Origin of the sequence: Burkholderia sp. LK4, from assembly GCF_001043615.1 — a bacterium.
Classification (GTDB): Bacteria; Pseudomonadota; Gammaproteobacteria; order Burkholderiales; family Burkholderiaceae; genus Burkholderia; species Burkholderia cepacia.
In genome coordinates this window covers 1-19,063 of the sequence record NZ_LDUL01000007.1, presented here as the reverse complement: position 1 = coordinate 19,063, position 19,063 = coordinate 1, and the positions used below count along the sequence as shown (strand labels likewise).

At 68.5% G+C, this 19,063-nt stretch carries 20 protein-coding genes; 1 reads left to right on the top strand and 19 read right to left on the bottom strand.

Going from position 1 to position 19,063, the window contains the following annotated elements:
• Positions 1-184 precede the first annotated feature (184 nt).
• From VK92_RS02610 to VK92_RS02590, 5 genes are all read right to left on the bottom strand, one after another.
• A complete protein-coding gene (locus VK92_RS02610) occupies positions 185-1,078 on the bottom strand; it encodes a LysR family transcriptional regulator (RefSeq protein ID WP_021159618.1) in 894 nt (297 codons plus the stop codon).
• A gap of 114 nt (positions 1,079-1,192) precedes the next feature.
• Positions 1,193-2,020 carry an alpha/beta hydrolase gene (locus VK92_RS02605; RefSeq protein WP_048022694.1) on the bottom strand — a complete coding sequence of 276 codons (828 nt, stop codon included), beginning with the start codon at positions 2,018-2,020 and terminating at the stop codon, positions 1,193-1,195.
• Between the two features lie 251 nt (positions 2,021-2,271).
• Positions 2,272-2,655, bottom strand: coding sequence for a VOC family protein (locus tag VK92_RS02600; RefSeq protein WP_027787387.1), 384 nt, complete (start codon positions 2,653-2,655; stop codon positions 2,272-2,274).
• Positions 2,656-2,677: 22 nt separating this feature from the next.
• The gene (locus VK92_RS02595; protein WP_048022693.1) at positions 2,678-3,640 is read right to left on the bottom strand and encodes a hydroxymethylglutaryl-CoA lyase; all 963 of its coding nucleotides are present in this window, start codon (positions 3,638-3,640) and stop codon (positions 2,678-2,680) included.
• Positions 3,641-3,659: 19 nt separating this feature from the next.
• A complete protein-coding gene (locus tag VK92_RS02590) occupies positions 3,660-4,850 on the bottom strand; it encodes a CaiB/BaiF CoA transferase family protein (protein WP_048022887.1) in 1,191 nt (396 codons plus the stop codon).
• Between the two features lie 253 nt (positions 4,851-5,103).
• Between VK92_RS02590 and VK92_RS02585 the strand changes: the two genes are divergently transcribed.
• Positions 5,104-6,069: a D-2-hydroxyacid dehydrogenase gene (locus VK92_RS02585; RefSeq protein ID WP_048022692.1), complete on the top strand. Its 966-nt coding sequence runs from the start codon at positions 5,104-5,106 to the stop codon at positions 6,067-6,069.
• Positions 6,070-6,376: 307 nt separating this feature from the next.
• On the opposite strand, the gene VK92_RS02580 is transcribed toward VK92_RS02585, so the two are convergent.
• From VK92_RS02580 to VK92_RS02520, 14 genes are all read right to left on the bottom strand, one after another.
• Positions 6,377-6,589, bottom strand: a complete 213-nt coding sequence (locus VK92_RS02580) for a hypothetical protein (RefSeq protein WP_006497261.1) — start codon at positions 6,587-6,589, stop codon at positions 6,377-6,379.
• A 380-nt stretch (positions 6,590-6,969) separates the two neighbouring features.
• Entirely contained in the window at positions 6,970-7,407 is a 438-nt protein-coding gene (locus VK92_RS02575; RefSeq protein WP_021159623.1) for a hypothetical protein, read from the bottom strand.
• 112 nt (positions 7,408-7,519) lie between these two features.
• A complete protein-coding gene (locus VK92_RS02570) occupies positions 7,520-8,452 on the bottom strand; it encodes an ABC transporter permease (protein ID WP_048022691.1) in 933 nt (310 codons plus the stop codon).
• Positions 8,452-9,324, bottom strand: coding sequence for an ABC transporter permease (locus VK92_RS02565; protein WP_048022885.1), 873 nt, complete (start codon positions 9,322-9,324; stop codon positions 8,452-8,454). Before VK92_RS02565 ends, VK92_RS02570 begins: the two co-directional genes overlap by 1 nt.
• 49 nt (positions 9,325-9,373) lie before the next feature.
• A complete protein-coding gene (locus VK92_RS02560; RefSeq protein WP_048022690.1) occupies positions 9,374-10,450 on the bottom strand; it encodes an ABC transporter ATP-binding protein in 1,077 nt (358 codons plus the stop codon).
• A gap of 49 nt (positions 10,451-10,499) precedes the next feature.
• The gene (locus VK92_RS02555) at positions 10,500-11,666 is read right to left on the bottom strand and encodes an extracellular solute-binding protein (protein ID WP_042975123.1); all 1,167 of its coding nucleotides are present in this window, start codon (positions 11,664-11,666) and stop codon (positions 10,500-10,502) included.
• Between the two features lie 354 nt (positions 11,667-12,020).
• A complete protein-coding gene (locus VK92_RS02550; protein ID WP_048022689.1) occupies positions 12,021-12,407 on the bottom strand; it encodes a type II toxin-antitoxin system death-on-curing family toxin in 387 nt (128 codons plus the stop codon).
• A 1-nt stretch (position 12,408) separates the two neighbouring features.
• Positions 12,409-12,582 (bottom strand): hypothetical protein, encoded by a 174-nt coding sequence (locus VK92_RS42355; RefSeq protein WP_155637206.1) that lies wholly within the window; start codon positions 12,580-12,582, stop codon positions 12,409-12,411.
• 136 nt (positions 12,583-12,718) lie between these two features.
• Positions 12,719-13,312 (bottom strand): RBBP9/YdeN family alpha/beta hydrolase, encoded by a 594-nt coding sequence (locus VK92_RS02545; RefSeq protein ID WP_048022688.1) that lies wholly within the window; start codon positions 13,310-13,312, stop codon positions 12,719-12,721.
• 16 nt (positions 13,313-13,328) lie between these two features.
• The gene (locus VK92_RS02540; RefSeq protein WP_048022687.1) at positions 13,329-14,681 is read right to left on the bottom strand and encodes an MFS transporter; all 1,353 of its coding nucleotides are present in this window, start codon (positions 14,679-14,681) and stop codon (positions 13,329-13,331) included.
• A 171-nt stretch (positions 14,682-14,852) separates the two neighbouring features.
• Positions 14,853-15,908: a 3-keto-5-aminohexanoate cleavage protein gene (locus tag VK92_RS02535; protein WP_048022686.1), complete on the bottom strand. Its 1,056-nt coding sequence runs from the start codon at positions 15,906-15,908 to the stop codon at positions 14,853-14,855.
• Between the two features lie 118 nt (positions 15,909-16,026).
• Positions 16,027-16,875, bottom strand: coding sequence for a TauD/TfdA dioxygenase family protein (locus VK92_RS02530; RefSeq protein ID WP_048022685.1), 849 nt, complete (start codon positions 16,873-16,875; stop codon positions 16,027-16,029).
• Between the two features lie 10 nt (positions 16,876-16,885).
• Entirely contained in the window at positions 16,886-17,866 is a 981-nt protein-coding gene (locus tag VK92_RS02525) for a quinone oxidoreductase family protein (protein ID WP_048022684.1), read from the bottom strand.
• Between the two features lie 18 nt (positions 17,867-17,884).
• On the bottom strand, positions 17,885-18,832 hold the full coding sequence (locus VK92_RS02520; RefSeq protein WP_048022683.1) for a universal stress protein: 948 nt from the start codon (positions 18,830-18,832) through the stop codon (positions 17,885-17,887).
• Positions 18,833-19,063 lie beyond the last annotated feature (231 nt).

The window sequence follows — 19,063 nt, the reverse complement described above, 5'->3', positions numbered from 1 at the left end:
GCTGCATCCGGGCCGTACTACGCGCCGGCTGTTCGCGGTCGTCCGCCGGTCGGTCCGGTGCGGCTGCTACGAATGGCTTCCCGCAACGGCACCGGCTTCCCGCAGCGGCGAGCCGAATGCGCACCGACGATCACCCTTCCCCGAAGCCGCACCGCGACCATTCCCGCCAGCTTGCAGGCAGGCCTCAACGCGCCGACATGAAATCGAACAGCTTCGCGATATCGGTCGTCAGCACGGTTCCGGCCTTCACGCCGACCCACAGCGTGCGCGTCGCCCACGCATCGTCGAGCTTCACGACCCCGAGCCGCGCCGCGCGCTCGCCGGTCACCGCGTCGCGCGGCAGGATGCCGATCCCGAGCCCCGCCTCGATCATCCGGCTCACGCCATCGAAATTCGATACCTGGATCCGCAGCTTCAGCGAACGCTCGACCGCGAACGCGGCGTCGGTCATCCGCGCGAGCAGCGAACTGCCGTCGCTGAGCCCGACGTAGTCCTCGTCGAGCGTGTCCGCGAAGCGGATGCTGTCGCGCGCGGCGAACCGGTGCGTGCGCGGCACGAGCAGCACGAGTTCGTCGCGGCGGTACAGCCGCCGTTCGATACCGGGAGCCGGCACGTTGTCGGCGAACACGCCGAGATCGGCCTTGCCGGACGCGAGCGCGTCGACGATCTCGTGGCTCAAACGCTCCTCGAGGCTGACCTTGATACCCGGATTGTCGGTGAGGAACGCCGCGAGATCGGCGGGCAGGAACTGGACGATCGCGGACGTGTTGGTCCACACATGAATGTGGCCACGCACGCCGGCGACGTAGTCGCTCATCTCGTGCGCCATCCGGTTGACCTGCTCGATCACCTTCGCCGCATGGTCGAGCAGCGCGCGTCCCGCGGGCGTCAGCTCGACACCGCGCGCATGCCGGACGAACAGCGCACTGCCCGTCACGCTTTCGAGCTCGGCGATGCGCTTGCTGACTGCGGACAGCGTGAGCTGGCCATGCTCGGCCGCTTTCGTCAGGCTGCCGTGCTCGGCGACGAGCGCGAACACGCGCAGCGATTGCAGATCGAAATGAAGCGGGTTCACCATGTCGTGGGTCCTGGGGAGGCCAGGCCGGTGCTTGCCGTCAGCGCGGCGGCCTGACGCCGATCATACGCCCGGCCGCCCCCTCGCGACACGGTGCACGACGACGCAAAACGGCGCCTAGCGCGGCGCGATCGACTGCAACGCGGCGAGCATCGCACCGTCCGGCTTCGCGAGATCGTCGAGCACGTCGAAGTGCCGCATGCCGGGGAGCCCGACGTGGACGATCCGTTCGCCCGCCGCTTCGCATGCCGTCGCATAGTCGCGTGCCTGCCGGACGAGTTCGGGCAGCTCGGCATCGCCGACCGCAACGACCGTCGGTGCGCCGGGCCCGACATGGCGCAACGGGCTGTACGCGCCCACTTCGCGCGCGCTGAGCTGCAGCTTGTCGTTCAGGACGCACAGCGAGATCGGTTCGAGATCGACGAGCGGGCTGATCGCGAGTGCCGACACGACGGCCGGATGCGCGCGGTACACGGCCGTCAGGTGGCCGCCCGCCGAATGGCCGCCCAGGTGGATCGGCCGCCCGGCGGTACCGATTGCGTCGGGGTCGTTCGCCAGGTAGTCGAGCAGCGCACCGATCTCGCCGACGATGCCGGTCATCGTTGCGACCGGCGCCAGCGTGTATTCGGCGAGTATCACGTCGAAACCGCGCGCGAGCGGCCCGCTCGCCGCGTACGCGAAATCCTCTTTCGCGCAGTGCTGCCAGTAGCCGCCGTGAATGAACACGAACAGCGGCGCATCGGGCCGACCGCACGACAGCCAGTCGAATCGCTGCGCGGGCTGCGCACCGTAACGCAGGTCGCGCCGGCCGCGCGTCGTGTCGTAGAGCGCCGCGCTGCGCGCCTGCATCGATGCCAGCAGCGCCGGGAAATCGGGTACCACCTTCGTGTTCAGATAGGCGGCGTCGAGGGCCGCGCGGTCCATGCCGCGATAGAGGATCGTCATCGGAATCGTTCGGGTCGGGTTGCGGAAGCGCGGACGCAGGCGTTGCGTCCGGTGCGAAGGCGGCTTCTCAGTCGCCGAAGCACGCATTATCCGCAGCGCGGCACGGGCCGGCTATCCGGAATCGGCGAGCGCGGAAACCGGCTGTCCGTTTTCGGCGGCAGATCGACGCGGCAGGAGGCCGCACCGGTACGATCCGGGCCGCATGCGCGATGGCACGAGATGCCCGACGGTGCGCCGGCGGTCGGATCGAGTCAGATCAGCTCGGAGATCTCGATCAGGTTCAGGTCGGGATCGCGCACGTAGACCGAGCGGATTTTCCGCGTCGCGCCCGTGCGTTCGACGGGCCCTTCGACGATCGGCCATTCGACGCGTTTCAGGTGCGCGATCACGTCGTCGAGCGGCACCGACGCGATGAAGCACAGGTCGAGCGCGCCGGGCACCGGCACATGCGCTTTCGGTTCGAACTCCGCGCCGCGCACGTGCAGGTTGATCTTCTGGTTGCCGAAGCGGAACGCGATCCGGCCGGCCCCGAAGGTTTCGAGCTGCATCTGCAGCACCTCGGTGTAGAAATGCGTCGTCCGGTCGGGATCGACGCAGGTCAGCACGAGATGGTCGAGGTGGTCAATCAGTGCCATGAGGTTCGCTCCGGTTGGTCGTTCACGAGAAAGCGCGTTGCGCGGGCATGTCGCCGGCGTCCGCGCGCGGCGGCGGATGAAGGTCCGAGCGGCGCCCGGCCTTCAGGATCTGGCTCGGCACGTCATGGCCGATCAGCGCCGGCAGCCGCGCCGACGCGGCCAGCACGGCCGCGAGATCGACGCCCGTATCGTAGCCGTCGAGTTCGAGCATGTGCACGAGTTCCTCGGTGCACGCGTTGCCGGTCGCGCCCGGCGCGTACGGGCAGCCGCCGAGGCCGCCGAGCGATGCGTCGAAGCGGTCGATCCCGGCGTCGAGTGCCGCGAGCGTGTTCGCAAGCGCCATCCCGCGTGTGTTGTGGAAGTGCAGCGTGAGCTGCAGCGCGCCGAAGCGCTCGCGCGCACGTGCCGACAGTTCCCGCACTTGCGACGGAAACGCCATGCCCGTCGTATCGCACAGCGTGACGCCATGCACGCCGAGATCCGCGAAGCGCTGCATCCACGCGAGCACGCCCTCGGCCGCGACGTCCCCTTCCATCGGGCAGCCCATCGCGGTCGACAGCGAGACGTTGATGGCGACACCCGTGCCGCGTACCGCGTCGATCACGTCGCGCAGTTGCGCGAACGATTGCTCGCGCGTCATCCGCAGGTTCGCGCGGTTGTGGCTTTCGCTCGTCGACATCACGAGGTTCACTTCGTCGACGCCGCACGACAGCGCGCGCTCGGCACCGCGCACGTTCGGCACGAGCACCGTGTAGACGACACCCGGTGCGCGCGCGATGCCGTGCATCACGGCCTCGGCGTCGCGCAACGCGGGGATCGCCCTCGGCGACGTGAACGACGTGACCTCGATCTTCGCGTAGCCGCAGGCGCTCAGCGCGTCGACGAGCGCGATCTTGTCGTCGGTGTCGACGAATGCCGCTTCGTTCTGGAAACCGTCGCGCGTCGCGACTTCGTGGATGTAGAGCCGTGTGCGTTGCCCGCTCATGTCGTCTCCTGGTTCGGGTTCAGATCACGCCGCGCGTGCGCCAGTCGCCGCGCGTCGCCGCATCGATGCCGAGCGTTTCGAGTACCGCGTCGGTATCCGCGCCCAGCGCGGGCGCCGGGCGCTCGATGCGCCCGGGCGTCGCACCGAGCTTCGGCACGATGCCGGGCACGAGCACGGGCGTGCCGTCGGGCAGCGCGGCATCGACGAGCATGTCGCGCGCGCGGTAATGCGGATCGGCGGCGATGTCGGCCACGTCGTAGATGCGCCCGGACGGGATGCGCGCGTCGTTCAATGCGGCCAGCACCGCGTCGAGATCGTGCCGCGCGCTCCACGCGCCGATCGCCGCGTCGATGCGTTCGACCTGCGCGACGCGCCCGTCGTTGTGCGCGAGCGCGGGATCGTTGCCGAGATCGGGCCGGCCGATCAGCTCCATCAGGCGCCGGAAGATGCTGTCGCCGTTCCCGGCGATCAGTGCATACCGGCCGTCGCGGCAGCGATACGCGTTGGTCGGCGCGATGCCGGGCAGGCTGCTGCCGGCTGCCTCGCGCACGGCACCGAACGCCGAGTATTCGGGCAGCAGGCTTTCCATCATGTTGAATACCGACTCGTACAGCGCGACATCGACGACCTGCCCCTTGCCGCCCTGCTGCTCGCGATGCCGCAGCGCGAGCAGCACGCCGATCACGCCGTGCAGCGCCGACAGCGAATCGCCGAGCGAGATGCCGACGCGCACCGGCGTGCGGCCCGGCTCGCCGGTCAGGTGCCGCAGGCCGCCCATCGCCTCGGCGATCACGCCGAAGCCGGGACGGTCGCGGTACGGGCCCGTCTGGCCGAAGCCCGACACGCGCAGCATCACGAGCCCGGGGTTGATCGCGGACAGCGCGTCCCAGCCGAGCCCCCAGCCCTCGAGCGTGCCGGGCCGGAAGTTCTCGATCAGCACGTCGGTTTCCTCGACGAGGCGGCGTACCACGTCCTGCCCTTCGGGCGTGCGCAAGTCGAGCGTCAGCGAGCGCTTGTTGCGCGACTGCGCGGCCCACCAGACCGACGTGCCGTCGTGCAGCAGCCGCCATTTGCGCAGCGGGTCGCCGAGCGCGGGCGGCTCGACCTTGAGCACGTCCGCACCGAATTCGGCGAGCATCCGGCCCGCGAACGGGCCGGCGATCAGTTGTCCGAGTTCCAGCACGCGGATGCCGTCGAGGGGCCGTGTCATGGTTGTCTCCGATGAAAGCGTGTTGTCGATGACGGCGATCATGACGGCGTTCCCGCCCGGCGAAAATCGATCGATGCTCAACCAGCCTTTCCGAAACGGAAAGGCGTGCGCCGCGTCCGTTCACATATGCGGTGCGCCAGCCTTTCCATCCGGGAAAGCGCACTCGCACAACGGTCAAACGACGGCCCGCGCGCCGCCGGCAGAATCGAACCCGTTCCGCGCCCGCCCCGGGCGCCTGCCAGCGAGGCCCGCCATGTTTTCCGTTTCCTCTCCCGCGACGATCGTGTTCCTCGACCGCGCGACGCTGTCACCGCAAACCGTGCTGAAGCCGTTCCCGTTTCCGCACGTGTTGCGCACGTTCGAGCGGACGGCCGCGCACGAAGTCGCTGCACGCATCGGCGACGCGGACATCGTCGTGACCAACAAGGTGCGGCTCGACGCGGCGGCGCTTGCCGACGCGCGGCGCCTGCGGATGATCGCGATCGCCGCGACGGGCACCGACATCGTCGATCTCGACGCGTGTGCCGCGCACGGCATCGTCGTGAGCAACATTCGCGGGTATGCGGTCCGCACGGTGCCCGAGCACACGTTCGCGCTGATCTTCGCGCTGCGCCGCAGCCTCGTCGCGTACCGCGACGCGGTGCGCGCGGGGCGCTGGCTCGACAGCGGGCAGTTCTGCTTCTTCGATCATCCGATTTGCGACCTGGCCGGCTCGACGCTCGGGATCGTCGGCGACGGCGTGCTCGGGCGCGCGGTGGCCGGCATCGCGCGCGCGCTCGACATGCGGGTACGGTTCGCCGCGCACGGCGATGCGTCGGGGGACGACTACGCGCCGCTCGACACGCTGCTTCGGGACAGCGACGTGATCACGCTGCACTGTCCGCTCACGCCCGCAACGCGACACCTGATCGACGCGGCCGCGTTCGCGCGGATGGCACGCCGGCCGTTGCTGATCAATACCGCGCGCGGCGGGCTCGTGGATGAAAACGCGCTCGTCGACGCGTTGCAGTCGGGGCAGATCGTGGGCGCCGGGTTCGACGTGGTCACGCAGGAGCCGCTGCCGGCCGCGCATCCGTTCCACGCGATCCTGTCGCATCCGGCGTTCATCCTGACGCCGCACGTCGCGTGGGCGAGCGACGAGGCAATGCAGGCGCTTGCCGATCAGCTCGTCGACAATGTCGCCGCGTTCGTCGAGGGCGCTCCGACGCATGTCGTGTGATGCGCAGCCGCGGGGATCGTTTCGACGGCTCTACGAGAAAAGCCCCGCTCGATTGCTCGAAGCGGGGCTTTGGATCGGGAGTTGCTTACGCCAGTGACCCGGCACGTAGCGGGTTTGTGCATCGGGTTCATGCATCCGCCCTGTCTTGCAGCGGGCTTCTGAATGCCTGATGAGCGCTACGTCAGGGAACTCGGGCCGCCGATGCTGCAGGGCCGGCCTGACGCTGGTCGGGCCGCGCACTGGATCTCGCCGGCTTTGGCTGCGGCGCACCACCCGGCGCGCTGATCCCGACCCGAATGCGCGCGTTTCAGTAAGCGGACATCTCGACGCAAGGATCGACCTTGGACGGCGAGCAGATGACCGAATACTTGGCGCTCTCGCGCATCAGCGCTTCGCCTTCGTGCAGCGCGATCTTGATCTCGGGATGACGCTCGTACGCGAGGAATGCCGAGCACACGACTGCGGACATCACGACGAGGGAAAACACAAATTTTTCAAGGGTTTGGAAACGTTCAGGCATGGTTCGACCTATCACTTAGGCCGTGATTATATCTCGAAATTAGGGTTTTCCCTATAAGTCGGCCCGCATACCGAGGATGCATTCGGTCGCGCGCGGACACGATGCTCGCGCCCTTTTTCCATGCCAGTCCGCGCCTGAGTGTCGATCGAACAGGATGGGTCGACCGGTTGCGGGGTTCGTGCCGCATTGGCGCTGCCGGCAACCGTGTCCAGCCACCAGCCCGGTCGCGGTGCGCCAGCCCCGGTGCATCCGGCGATGCGCTTGCGGGCAATCGGTCGGTGGCGTGAAGTGGGCGGAAGGCGTGGCGCGGCGTTCGGTCGCGACAGGCCGCGTATTACCGGAGGGAAACGCCCCGCCCGTCGCCCTCGCAGGTCACCGCGTCACTGCGGTGCCGACGCGCCGCTTGCCGCGTTGCCGGGCCATGCCTTGCCGATCTGGTCGACCAGCGATTTAGCGGTGCCCGTCACGATCGCCGCGTCGACGCCGGACGTCTGCCACGAGCCGTCGGCGGCCTTCACGAAGGTCAGGTTCGCGCGCGACGGCTTGTAGTCGGTATTGCGCCACGTGACCACGACGTCGCACGAGTAGGTGCGATCGCCGACCTTCTTGCAGTCGCCGTCGGGCTTCGCCGACACGACATCGGCCGAGACGGGCAGCGGCTGGCCGAACAGCGCGTTCAGCCCGCCGTGGTTTTCCGCCTCGAGCGCGCGGCGCACGGCGGCATCGACGTCGCCCGATCCGGGGCCGTCGTGGAGCAGGTTGCAGGCGGCCAGGAGGGTCGATGCACCGGCGAGTGTCAGCAGCGTCTGGAACTTCATGGATATCCGTTATCGGGTGAACGCCGCGTAGTCTGCAACGTCCGCGTATCGTGCGCGGTATCCATTTGTAACCAATTGCACGGGCGCGATCGCCCCTCCGCTTCGCCAGCCCCTACTGCCGCTCCTGCTTCACGCGGCTCACGAGTTGCGTCGGGCTCACGAACTGCAGCGCGATGACCACCCACACGAGCGTGATGGCCATGTAGATCATCGCCATCGCGTCGATCGACTGTGGCGCGCGCACGCCGGTCGAGAACACCGCGTAATACAGCGCGACGACGAGTGTCTGCGTGCTCGGCCCCGCGGTGAAGAAGGTCAGCTCGAACATCCCGATCGTGCGCACCAGCACGAGCAGCCCCGCCGCGAGCATGCCGGGCACGAGCAGCGGCAGCAGCACATGGCGGAAATAACGCCACGTGTTTGCACCGAAGATGCGCGCGGCGGCTTCGAGATTCGGATCGATCCGCTCGATGAACGGCGTCATCACGAGGATCACGAACGGCAGCGCCGGCACGAGGTTCGCGAGGATCACGCCGGGCAGCGTGCCCGCGAGCCCGACCTTGTACATCACGGTGGCCATCGGGATCCCGTACGTGACGGGCGGCACCATCAGCGGCAGCAGGAACACCAGCAGCGCGAAGCGCTTGCCGCGAAACTGCACGCGCGCGAGCGCATAGGCGGCCGGCACGCCGAGCGCGATCGACAGCAGCACGACCGCGCCGACGACCTCGACGGTCACCCACAGCACGCTCGCGAGCTGGAAGTCCGCCCACGCCTTCGCGTACCAGTGCAGCGTGAAACCCTGCGGCAGCGGCGTGCCGAACCAGCGTGTCGCGATCGAGTTCACCGCGACGGTCGCGATCAGCAGCATCACGTTCAGCAGGAAGAACGCCATCAGCGCCCAGACGAGCGCGTGCCACGCGCGGCCGGCGAGATGGCCTGCCATCTTCCGCGGTTTCCTCGCGTCGGCGGGCCGCACGTCGGGCGGATCGGGCGCATCGTGCTTCGGCGGCCACGCGCGGGCGGCATGATTGTCGGTCGCCATCAGCCCTTGCCCCCCGTCACCGCGCCGGTATAGAAGAAGCGGCGCGCGCCGAGCATCGACGCGACCACCAGCAGCTGCACGAAACCCATCACGATCGCGATCGCCGACGCGAGCGAATAGTCGTAGCTCTCGAACGCCGCTTCCGCCGCCGCGATCGAGATCACGCGCGTGGGCCCGGCCGGCGCGCCGAGCAGCACGGCCGACGGGAACACCGAGAACGCCTGTACGAACGACAGGCACGCGGCCATCGTGAGCCCCGGCACGAGCAGCGGCAGGTAGATTCGCCGGAACTGCTGCCACGGGTTCGCGCCGAGCGTCGCCGCCGCGCGCGCGAGTGTCGGGTCGATGCCGCTGATGTACGAGAGCATCAGCAGGAATGCGAACGGAAAACCCGACACGATCAGCGACAGCAGCACGCCCCAGTAGTTGTGCGTGAGGCGCACTTCGTCGGTGTACAGGTGCAGCCCCTGCAACGCCTGCGGGAACCAGCCGTTCGGCCCGAAATACGTGAGCATCCCGTCGGCGACGAGCACCGTGCCGAGCGTGACGGGAATCACGAGCAGCGTCGTGACGAACTTCTGGTAAGGCGAATTGCGGCGCAGCGCGAACGCGACGGGTACGGCGACGCCGACGTTGAGCAGCGTCGCCGGCACCGCCAGCTTCAGCGTGACGAGCACCGTGGGCCACATCGCGGTGTCGGTAAAGAACTGCACGTAGTTCGCGAGCGCGCCGCCGCCGTTCATCGGCTGGAACGACAGCGCGAGACCGTAGGCGAACGGATAGACGAACAGCGCGACGATGAACGCGAGTGCGGGCGCGACGAGCCAGGCTTTCGCGTCGCGCGGTGTGCCGCCGGCCGGGAGCGTGCTCACGCGGCCTCCCGGTGGCGCGTTGCGGTGCGCGCGATGCGGCGGCCGTTCATCACGCGTCTCCCGCATAGACGAGCGTGCGCGACGGCGCAACACATAACCGCAAATGCTCGCCTTCCGCGAATTCGCCGGCCACGCGCGCCCAGATCGGGCCGAACGGCGTGGCCGCACGGATCAGCGAATCGCGGCCGCCGTATTCGACCGTTTCGACGGTCGCGTCGAACGCGTTGTCGGCGCCGTCTGCCGCGCGCTCGATGTCGTCGGGACGCAGCGCGACCGCGACGTCCTTCGCGTCGAAGCCGGCCATCGGCACGCCCTTGAGCCGCACGCCTGCGGCGCTGACGTTTACGTGGCCGCCGGCCATCCCGTCGAGTGTGAACGGCAGCACGTTGCGATAACCCATGAAACGCGCGACGTGCAGGTTGTGCGGGCGCGTGTAGACGTCCTTCGGCGTCGCGACCTGCTGTACGACGCCCTCCTTCATCACGACGATGCGGTCGGCCATCGACAGCGCCTCGTCCTGGTCGTGCGTCACGTAGATCGTCGCGCGTTCGAGCTGCGTGTGGATGCGGCGGATCTCGGCGCGCATCTCGATGCGCAGCTTCGTGTCGAGGTTCGACAGCGGTTCGTCCATCAGCACGAGCGGCGGCTCGATGACGATCGCGCGTGCGATCGCGACGCGCTGCTGCTGCCCGCCCGACAGCTGCCCGGGCAGCTTGCCCTCGTGGCCGACGAGCTGCACGAGTTCGAGCGCCTGCTGCGCGCGCCGCCGCGTTTCCTGCTTCGGCACGCCGCGCATCTTGAGACCGAAACCGACGTTGTCGAGCACCGACAGGTGCGGAAACAGCGCGTAGTTCTGGAACACCATCCCGAAGCCGCGGCGCTCGGGGGGCAGCACGTCGATGCGCGTGTCGTCGAGCCAGATGCCGCCGCTCGTGAGCGGCTGCAGCCCCGCGATGCAGTTCAGCGCGGTCGACTTGCCGCAGCCCGACGGGCCGAGCAGCGCGATGAACTCGCCGCGCCGGATCTCGAGGTCGAGCCCGTTCAGCGCGGCGACCTGCGCACCTTCCGCATTGGTGAAGCTGCGGCTGACGCCATCGAGTCGCAGCCGTTCGAAACTCTGCTTCATTGCGCGAACTCCATCGACGCGGGCGCCGTGGCGCCCGCCGGCCCATGCGTCACTTCGACTTCTGCGAACCGATCTCGCGGTCCCACTTCTGGAACGCGGCGACCATCGCCTGCGCGCTGAGCGGCTGCACGTGCGGGCGATCCGCCAGCAGCTTCGCGTATTCCGGGCGGCCGAACTTGCGGATTACTTCCTGGCTGTGCGCGGGCGCCATCTCGAGCGTCACGCCCTTCACCGCCGGGCCCGGATAGAAGTAACCGTCGTCGTAGGTCATCGCCTGCTGCGCCGGTTCGAGCAGGAAGTTCATCAGCTTGAACAGCACGTCGAGCTTGTCCTTCGGCACGCCCTTCGGGATCACCATGTAGTGCGCATCGTTGACCCACGTCATGTTGTCGAACGCCTGGACCCGGAACTCGGCCGGCACGATGCCGAGCGCACGCGGGTTGAGGTCCCAGCCGGTGACGGTCACGGTCATGTCCCGCGTGCCTTCGCCGAGCTCCTTCATCACCGCCGACGTGCCGCCCGGGTAGTACGGGACGCAGTCGTTGAGCTGCTTCAGGAACGCCCAGGTCTTGTCCCAGCCGTTGATCGGGTCCTGCGGGTTCTTGTCGCCGAGCACGTACGGCAGCCCCATCAGGAACGTGCGGCCGGGGCCCGAGTTCGCCGGGCGCGCGTAGATCAGCTTGTTCGGGTGCGCCTTGCACCACGCGAGCAACTGGTCGGGCGTCTTCGGCGGGTCGCTGACCTTCGCCGGGTTGTATTCGAGCAGCGGGCCGGCCGGCATGTAGGTGACTTCGAGGCCGAAGCCCTGTGCGAGGTCCTGCATCTTGCGCGGGCCGGGTGCGTACCGGTCGAGCACGCCGGGGAATGCGCCCGCGTTGTCGGGCAGCACCTTCAGCCACAGGTTCTGCTCGATGCCGGCGGCCAGCGCGTCGGTGCCCGTCAGCACGAGGTCGATGTCGGCGCGCCCCGCCGCCTGCATCGCCTTGATCTTGCCCGGCAGCTGCGGCGCCGGCGCGTTCGTGAACGTGACGCTCGACACGAGGGTCGGGTTCTTGTCCCTGAAGGCTTCGATGGCCTTCTGCGTGAGCTGCAGGTTGCCCGCGACATCGACGATGTTCAGCGATACGGGGGCGGCAACGGCTGCCGAGGCCGACAGCGTGAAGCCCACGGCAAGTGCGATCCGGCGGACACGGCGAGCGATCGTGGTGGCGTTCATGTCTCCTCACTTCGGTCGGTGGATGGGACCTTTCTTTTCAGGAAATCATGACGGCGTTATACGATGTCGGTCAACAAAAAACCGAGGTGGCCGGGGCGGGATTTTCCCTGACAAACACCTTCACGTGGCGGCGTAATTCAAAAAGCGAAATGGAATTCGGGGATTGTCGCAGCGCGAGAAGTGACGTGTACTAAGACATCGTATGTCGAGGGGTGCACAATGGGGTCGGTGTGCCGAGCAGGTTCGACCCGCGTATTTCGCAGGATGAATGCAGGGCCGGGCGAGGCCCGATGCGTCGGCCGAGTGACCGCCGCTTACCAAGGGTGCAAGGGAATGATCCGGCGGATCAGGCTTTCAACGGGACAGCGACAATTCCCAGATCGCACTGAAATATTCGGCCAGTTCTTCACTCGTTACGCTGCCGTCCGCAACGTCGACCATGAGGTCTTCGAGATCGGCGAGACGAGGAATCGAGATACCCTGCCGTTCCATATACGTCAACGCGCAAGTCAGGCCGGTGCGCTTGTTTGCATCATTGAACACATGCCCGCGCGCGATCGCAGTGGCATAAGTCGCTGCAATGCCGAACACGTCATCGAGGCCCGCGTAATGGGCATGATTTTCGACTCGGTGCAGGGCGGATTCGACACCGCCCCGACCAGCATGCGCGAATCCGCTGAGACCGCCGAGATCCCGGATGATCTCGTCGTGGATCGTGATGACGTAGTCGAGATCCAGCAAGTCAGCGATCCTTCAACGCGATCAGTACGTCCCGATGCTCGGAAATGACTTTTCGTGCTGCCCGAAGTACGTCGCATTTCTCGGTTTCCGTCGAAGCCTTGACCTCCGTCGTGGGACGAATGATCGTGCGGGGTTTCAACTCGACCCCGTACAGCACTTTTCTTTTGGGAGCCATGGCAGTTTTCCGCTCAAAAAAACAATAACAATCAGCCGCTTATCGCATATATCTCACGACGCGGCCACGTTGCCGATAATCATAGCACTCGACGGATTGCCGAAGAGGTTCTGAAGCCGGCAAAGAGGTCGGAGTGTCAATCCGTCAAGCCGGAATGACGTTCACCCAACGCCCTCACCTCGCCGATCAACCGTTCCGCATCACGCCACTCGCCATACCCCGACGCCGGATTCAGGTGCCCCACTTCGCCGAGATCGACGAGCCTGCTGCCCCACCCTGCCGCCAGCGTTTCGACGCGCTCGAAGCGCGCGAGCGGATCGTTGCGGCTCGCGGCGACGATGCTCGGAAACGGCAGCCGCCCGGTCGGTACCGGCGTCCAGCCGTTCGCGTCGATCGCGTCGGGCGCCGGATAACCGGCGGGCATCGGCGTATCGAGATCGGCCGGCGCCGCGAGCAGCGCGCCGTGGATCTTGCGCGTGGCCTGCCGCGCCCAGTGCACGGCAATCATCACCCCCGCGCTGTGCGCGACGAGGATCACGGGGCCGTCGATCGCGGCCAGCGCCGCATCGAGCGCCGCGACGCGTGCGGCGCGGCTCAGCTTGTCGGCTTCGAGCGGCGCGACGGCGCGTGCGTTCGGCAGGCGTCGTTCGAGGTGCGTCTGCCAGTGGTCTTCGACGTGATCGCGCAAGCCGGGCACGATCAGGATGGTGGGTGCGGTCGTCAGGGTCATGCAGCCTCCGAAGCGTTCAGGAAAGTCTGGACGCGCGCCGTTCGCGTTCGACGCGCGCGAGGTCGGCCACATAGCTCGCGCGTCCGATCGCGAACAGCACGGCGGCCATGAGCGGCACGACGGGAATCCATTGGAGTGCGCCGACGAGGCCGGCGCGATCGGCGGCCCACCCCGTCAGCAGCGGGCCCGGCGCCATGCCGAGCAGGTTGTTGGCGAGCGTGAGCGTCGCGAACGCCGATGCGTGGATCGCGGCCGGCGTCAGGTTCGCGACCATCGCGCCCGACGCACCGGACGCGCCCGCGCCGACCAGCATGCCCGCGCAGATCAGCGCGAGTTGCAGCGGCCCGGGCGGCAGCCGGAACGCGACCGCGAGGCAGACGCCGGTCAGCACGCAATACGCGATCGCGGTCAGCCACTTGCGCTTGCCGTCGGTTTTGCCGACGCGGTCGGTGACGATCCCGCAGCCGACCATCCCGATACCCGCGAGCAGCACGAAGCCGGCGGCGAGCACGGCCGCGCGGTCGGGCGCCATCGCGTAGTAGCGGTTCAGGTAGCTCGGCAGCCATGCGAACAGCGCGCCCGGCACGAACAGGTGCAGCCCGCTGCCGAGATACGCGCAGATCACCGAACGCGACGCGAACAGCCCCGACATCAGCACGCGCACGCTGCCGCGCAGGTCGCGCGGCGTGTCGGTGTCGCGCCGGCAGGGTTCGGCGCCGCATTCGGTGCCGAATTCAGAGCGATATGCGGCGAGCCGCCGTTCGGTCACGACGCAGCGATACGCGACGAGCAGCACGATGCCGAGCGCGGCCATCACGCCGAACGACCAGCGCCAGCCGAGATGCGCGCCGACGAGCCCGCCGAGCGCCATGCCGAACACGGAGCCGAATGCGCCGCCGGCCATGAACGCGCCGGTCAGCGTCGCGCGCAGCCGCGCCGGGAAGATGCTGAGGATCAGCGCGACGCCGACGCTGCCGTACGCGGCTTCACCGAGCCCGACGAGGCCGCGCGCGACGAGCATCTCCGTGTAATGAGTCGACAGCGCGCAGCCGAGCGTCGCGACGCTCCACAGCGCGGCCATCAGCACGATGCTGCGCACACGCCCGAAGCGGTCGGCGAGCACCGACAGCGGAAACGTCAGCAGCCCGACCAGCAGCGCGACGACGCCGGAGAGCGAACCGAGCTGCGTGTCCGACAGCGCCCATGCTTGCTTGAGCAGCGGGAACACGGCGTTGAGCACCTGCCGCGACATGTAGTCCGACAGCAGCAGGCCGACGGTCAGCCCGAACACGAGCCACGCATAGGCAGGCGCGCGCCGGCCGGCGGCGGCGGCGTCCTGGATCGACGGCTCGACATGATGGATCAGCATGCGTGTCTCCTCCGGCACCGGAGCGGTCGTGCTCCGGCGCGGCTTGCGTGGCCCCGCTCCGTTGACCGGAGTCCGCCCCCGCATCACGCGCGGGGATGGGTGCCACGCCACAACGATCGGCGGGCCGCGGCCGTCATGGCCGCGGGCCCGGATGCGCGGATGCGCGGCGCGTCAGGCGGCCCGCAGCGGCACGTTCGGCTGGCCAGGCCGGCGGTTCGGCGCCATCCCGAGCTGCGCGAGGGTCTCGTCGATGCCGTCGTACTGCACGCCGATCCGGTAGATCGCCTTCGCTTCCTTGCCGGTCGCGATGTCGCGGCCGAGTTCGCGCGCGATCCGCACGCACTGCTCGATCTGCTGCACCGACGTCATCCGGTTGCCCTTCTGGTCGATGATCGTGTCCTCGATCCCGCAGCGCGGATGCAGGCCCAGCGCCATCGCGACCGTGTTGATCGGCAGCACGTTCTTCATCAGGGATTCGAGCGTGATGCACGCGCCGTCCGGGCAGCGCCGCACGAATTCCATGAAGTTGTACGGATTCGGGCCGTCGAAGCCGCCGCCGATGCCGACCCACGTGACGTTCAGCGGGCCGCGATAGACGCCGCGGCGGATGATCCGCTCGAGCGTTTCCAGCGCATGCATGCCGGTGAGCTGGAAATGCGGCTGGATGCCGGCCGCCTGCAGGCGGCGCAGGTGCTCGTCGACCCAGCCGGGGCCGGCCGGCACGGTCATCTCGCGGTACGCGTCCCACAGCGCGGCTTCGTTCAGCGACGTACCGGCGATGTCCTTGCGGTTCATCAGCTCGGTGATGTTCATCTGCACGGTGTTGATCGCGACCGTCACCTGGTCGGGCTTCGGCGTCAGCTCGGCGAGCATGTGGCGCGTGTCGTCGGACAGCCATTTCGCTTCCGCGCCGTCGCCTTCCGGCGCGAACGAGATCGAGCCGCCCACCTGCAGGATCATGTCGGGCACCGCCTCGCGCAGCCGGCCGAGCAGCTCGTTGAACTTCGACAGCCGCTTGCTGCCCTTGCCGTCGAGTTCGCGTACATGCAGGTGCAGCACCGTCGCGCCCGCGTTGTAGCAGTCGACGGCCTTCTGCACGTGCTCGTCCATCGTCACCGGAATGTCTTCCGGAAAATCGGCGGGCATCCATTCGGGGCCATACGGCGCGACCGTGATGACTACCTTGTCCTGGTTTTCCGGGTGCAGCGAATCGTCGAGAAATTGCATGTCGTCCTCCAGTGGAAATCGTTTTTGTGCAGGCGTACGGGCGTGCGTATCCCGCCGCGCCGGGCGGCGGGCCCGGCGCGTTGTTCGGCGTGGCGAATCGGTTAGGGTGCGAGCGCGCTCAGAACGGCACGTCGCCGACGATGCCCGCGCGCTCCATCCGGCGCACGCACGGCGGGTAGTCCATGACCGCGTAATGCTGCGTGCTGCGGTTGTCCCAGATCGCGACGCTGTTCTTCGTCCAGCGCCAGCGCACCTGGTATTCGGGGATGTATGCCTGGCTGATCAGGTATTGCAGCAGCTGGCCGGCGCCGGGATTCGCATCCTGCCCGACCCGCACGCGCGCGGGCGTGTGGTAGTTCGTGAAATGCGTGGTGAACGCGTTCACGTACAGCACCTTCTCGCCGGTTTCGGGGTGCGTGCGCACGACCGGATGCTCGGCGTCCGGGTACTGCGCCTTCAGCGCGAGGCGCTTGTCGATCGGCATCGCCGCACCGAAGCTCGCCTCGATGCTGTGGCGCGCGCGCAAGTCGTCGATCTGCTGCTTCACGTGGTCCGGCAGGCGCTCGTAGGCGAGCACCATGTTCGCCCACATCGTGTCGCCGCCAACCGGCGGACCGTCGATGCAGCGCAGCACGCAGCCGAACGGCGGCGCCACGCGCCAGCTCGCATCGCTGTGCCACGCATTCTCGTAGCGGTCGTTCGGCTGGTCGGGCGACTTGTAGATCCGCACGAGCCCCGGGTGTTCCGGGTCGCTGCCGGCGACCGGATGATCCTCGAGCTCGCCGAAGCGCCGCGCGAACGCGACGTGCTCGGCGCGCGTGATGTCCTGGTCGCGCAGGAACAGCACGCGATGCCGCAGCAGCTGCGCGCGGATCTCGGCGAACAGGCCGTCGTCGTGCACGGCGTCGGCGAGGCTCACGTCCAGCAGTTCCGCGCCCAGCGCGCAGGTCAGGGGTTCGACTCGCATGCGCGTCTCCTCAGACGATGAACACCGACGAACCGGTCGTCTTGCGCGATTCGAGATCGCGGTGCGCCTGCGCGGCATCCTGCAGCGCGTAGCGCTGGTTGATTTCAATCCTGATGCGGCCGGCCGCGACGTGCGCGAACAGTTCGCCGGCCAGGTCGTTCTTCTCGGCCGGATCGGCGATGTAGTCGGCCAGCGCCGGGCGCGTCAGGTACAGCGAGCCCTTCATCGCGAGGCGCTGCGGATCGAACGGCGGGATCGGGCCCGACGCGGTGCCGACGCACACCATCAGCCCGCGCCGCTTCAGCGAATCGAGCGAGCCTTCGAAGGTGTCCTTGCCGACGCTGTCGAACACGACGTCGACGCCCGCGCCGTCCGTCAGCTCGCGCACGCGTTTCGCGACGTCCTCGCGGCTGTAGTCGATCGTATGGTCGCAGCCGTGCGCGCGGGCGATCGCGGCCTTGTGCTCGCTGGAAACCGTGCCGATTACCGTGAGCCCGAGCAGCTTCGCCCATTGCGACACGATCAGCCCGACGCCGCCGGCGGCCGCGTGCAGCAGGATCGTGTCGCCCGGCGCGAACGCGTGGATACGGCGCAGCAGGTAGGCCGACGTCAGGCCGCGCATCGTCATCGCCGCGGCCGTTTCGCACGAAATGCCGGCCGGCAGCCGCACGAGCGGCGCGGCGGGGATCAGCCGCTCGGTGCTGTACGCGCCGAGCGTGTTCAGGAAGCCCGTGTAGGTCACGCGGTCGCCGACGGCGACGTTCGTCACGCCGGGGCCGACCGCATCGACCACGCCGGCCGCCTCGACGCCGATCCCGGCCGGCAACGGCACCGGATACAGGCCGCTGCGGAAATACGTGTCGGCGAAATTCAGTCCGACGGCCTCGTGCCGCAGGCGCACCTGGCCGGCGCCCGGCTCGCCGACGTCGACCGCTTCCCAGCGCAGCACGTCGGGGCCGCCGGTTTCGTGGAATCGCACTGCATGTGCCATCGTGTTCTCCGTATGTTGTCAGTCGGATGCGCGCCGCGCATCGTCGGGTTCGTTCATGCCCGGCGGCGTCGCGGCTGCGCCGTTCGCCAGCGGGTCGTCCAGTCCGGCCCAGTCCGCGTCGCCCAGGTAGCGTCGCGCGGCCGGGAAAATCACGCCTTCCATCCGCCCCATCTGCTCGAACGCGCCGTGCGCATAACGGGCGAGCGCCGCGTCGAACGCGGCCGACGGCAGCCCGTCCGCGGCGATCCGCTCGAGCGCATCGAGCGCTTGCGTATCGCGCTGCCGCTGGCGGTCGAGTTCGTCCAGTTCGGCCGCGACGCACTCCGCGCGCACGCGCAATGCCGCGAAGAGCTGCGCTTCGGCGGCCGTGCCGACACGGGCGCGCTGCAACGCGGCGAGCGATGCCAGCGCACGCTGCGCGTCGCTCGCTTGTCGCTGCTGCTGTGCATCCACGTCCACATCCGCGTCCACGCCGAACGCCATCAGCGCATGCAGCAACTCGCCGACCGCGCGATGCGCATCCAGGCAACGCGCCATCACGCGCGCCTCGGCCGGCGTGCGCCGTGACGTGCACACGAGCACCGGGACACCGCTCGTCGCGAGCAGGTGCCGCCGTTGCGCGCAGGCCGCCGCATCGGCATCGTGCGGCAGCGCCGCAACGCCGATCAGGTCGCAGCCGAGTTCGGCCGCCAGCGCGGCAGGTGCCGCGTCGCCGCCCCCCGGAAGGCCGGCCCCCGGATGGCCGGCCCCCGCGATCACATGGGACAAGCCCTGCGCCCGCGCGGCGGCTTCCACTTTCGCACCGTGTTCCGGCAGCCGCGCTCCGGATAAACGCGAGGCCGGCGCGGCGCCGGTCAGCAGGAACGTGACCCGGGCGCCGACCGCGCGCGCCAGTTCGAGCGCATGGCCGATCGCGTCGATGCCGCCGGGCGCGCCGTCGACCGTCACGAGCAGATGGCGGTACATCGTGCCGCTCCGTTTATCCGGCGAGCGACGCGTTGCGCCGCGTGCCTGTCGATACGATGTTCATGGCCCTCTCCTCGTTGCGTTCGTCGTGAATCGGAACCCATGCTATCGACGCGGTGCCGGTACGGCCCCACTCGTCGCGGGGGGGATTGACGCGCGAACGCGGTTCGGCCGATCCTTCCCCCCACACCCACCCCGGACGCTGGCCCGCACGGCACCGCCGGATTCCCA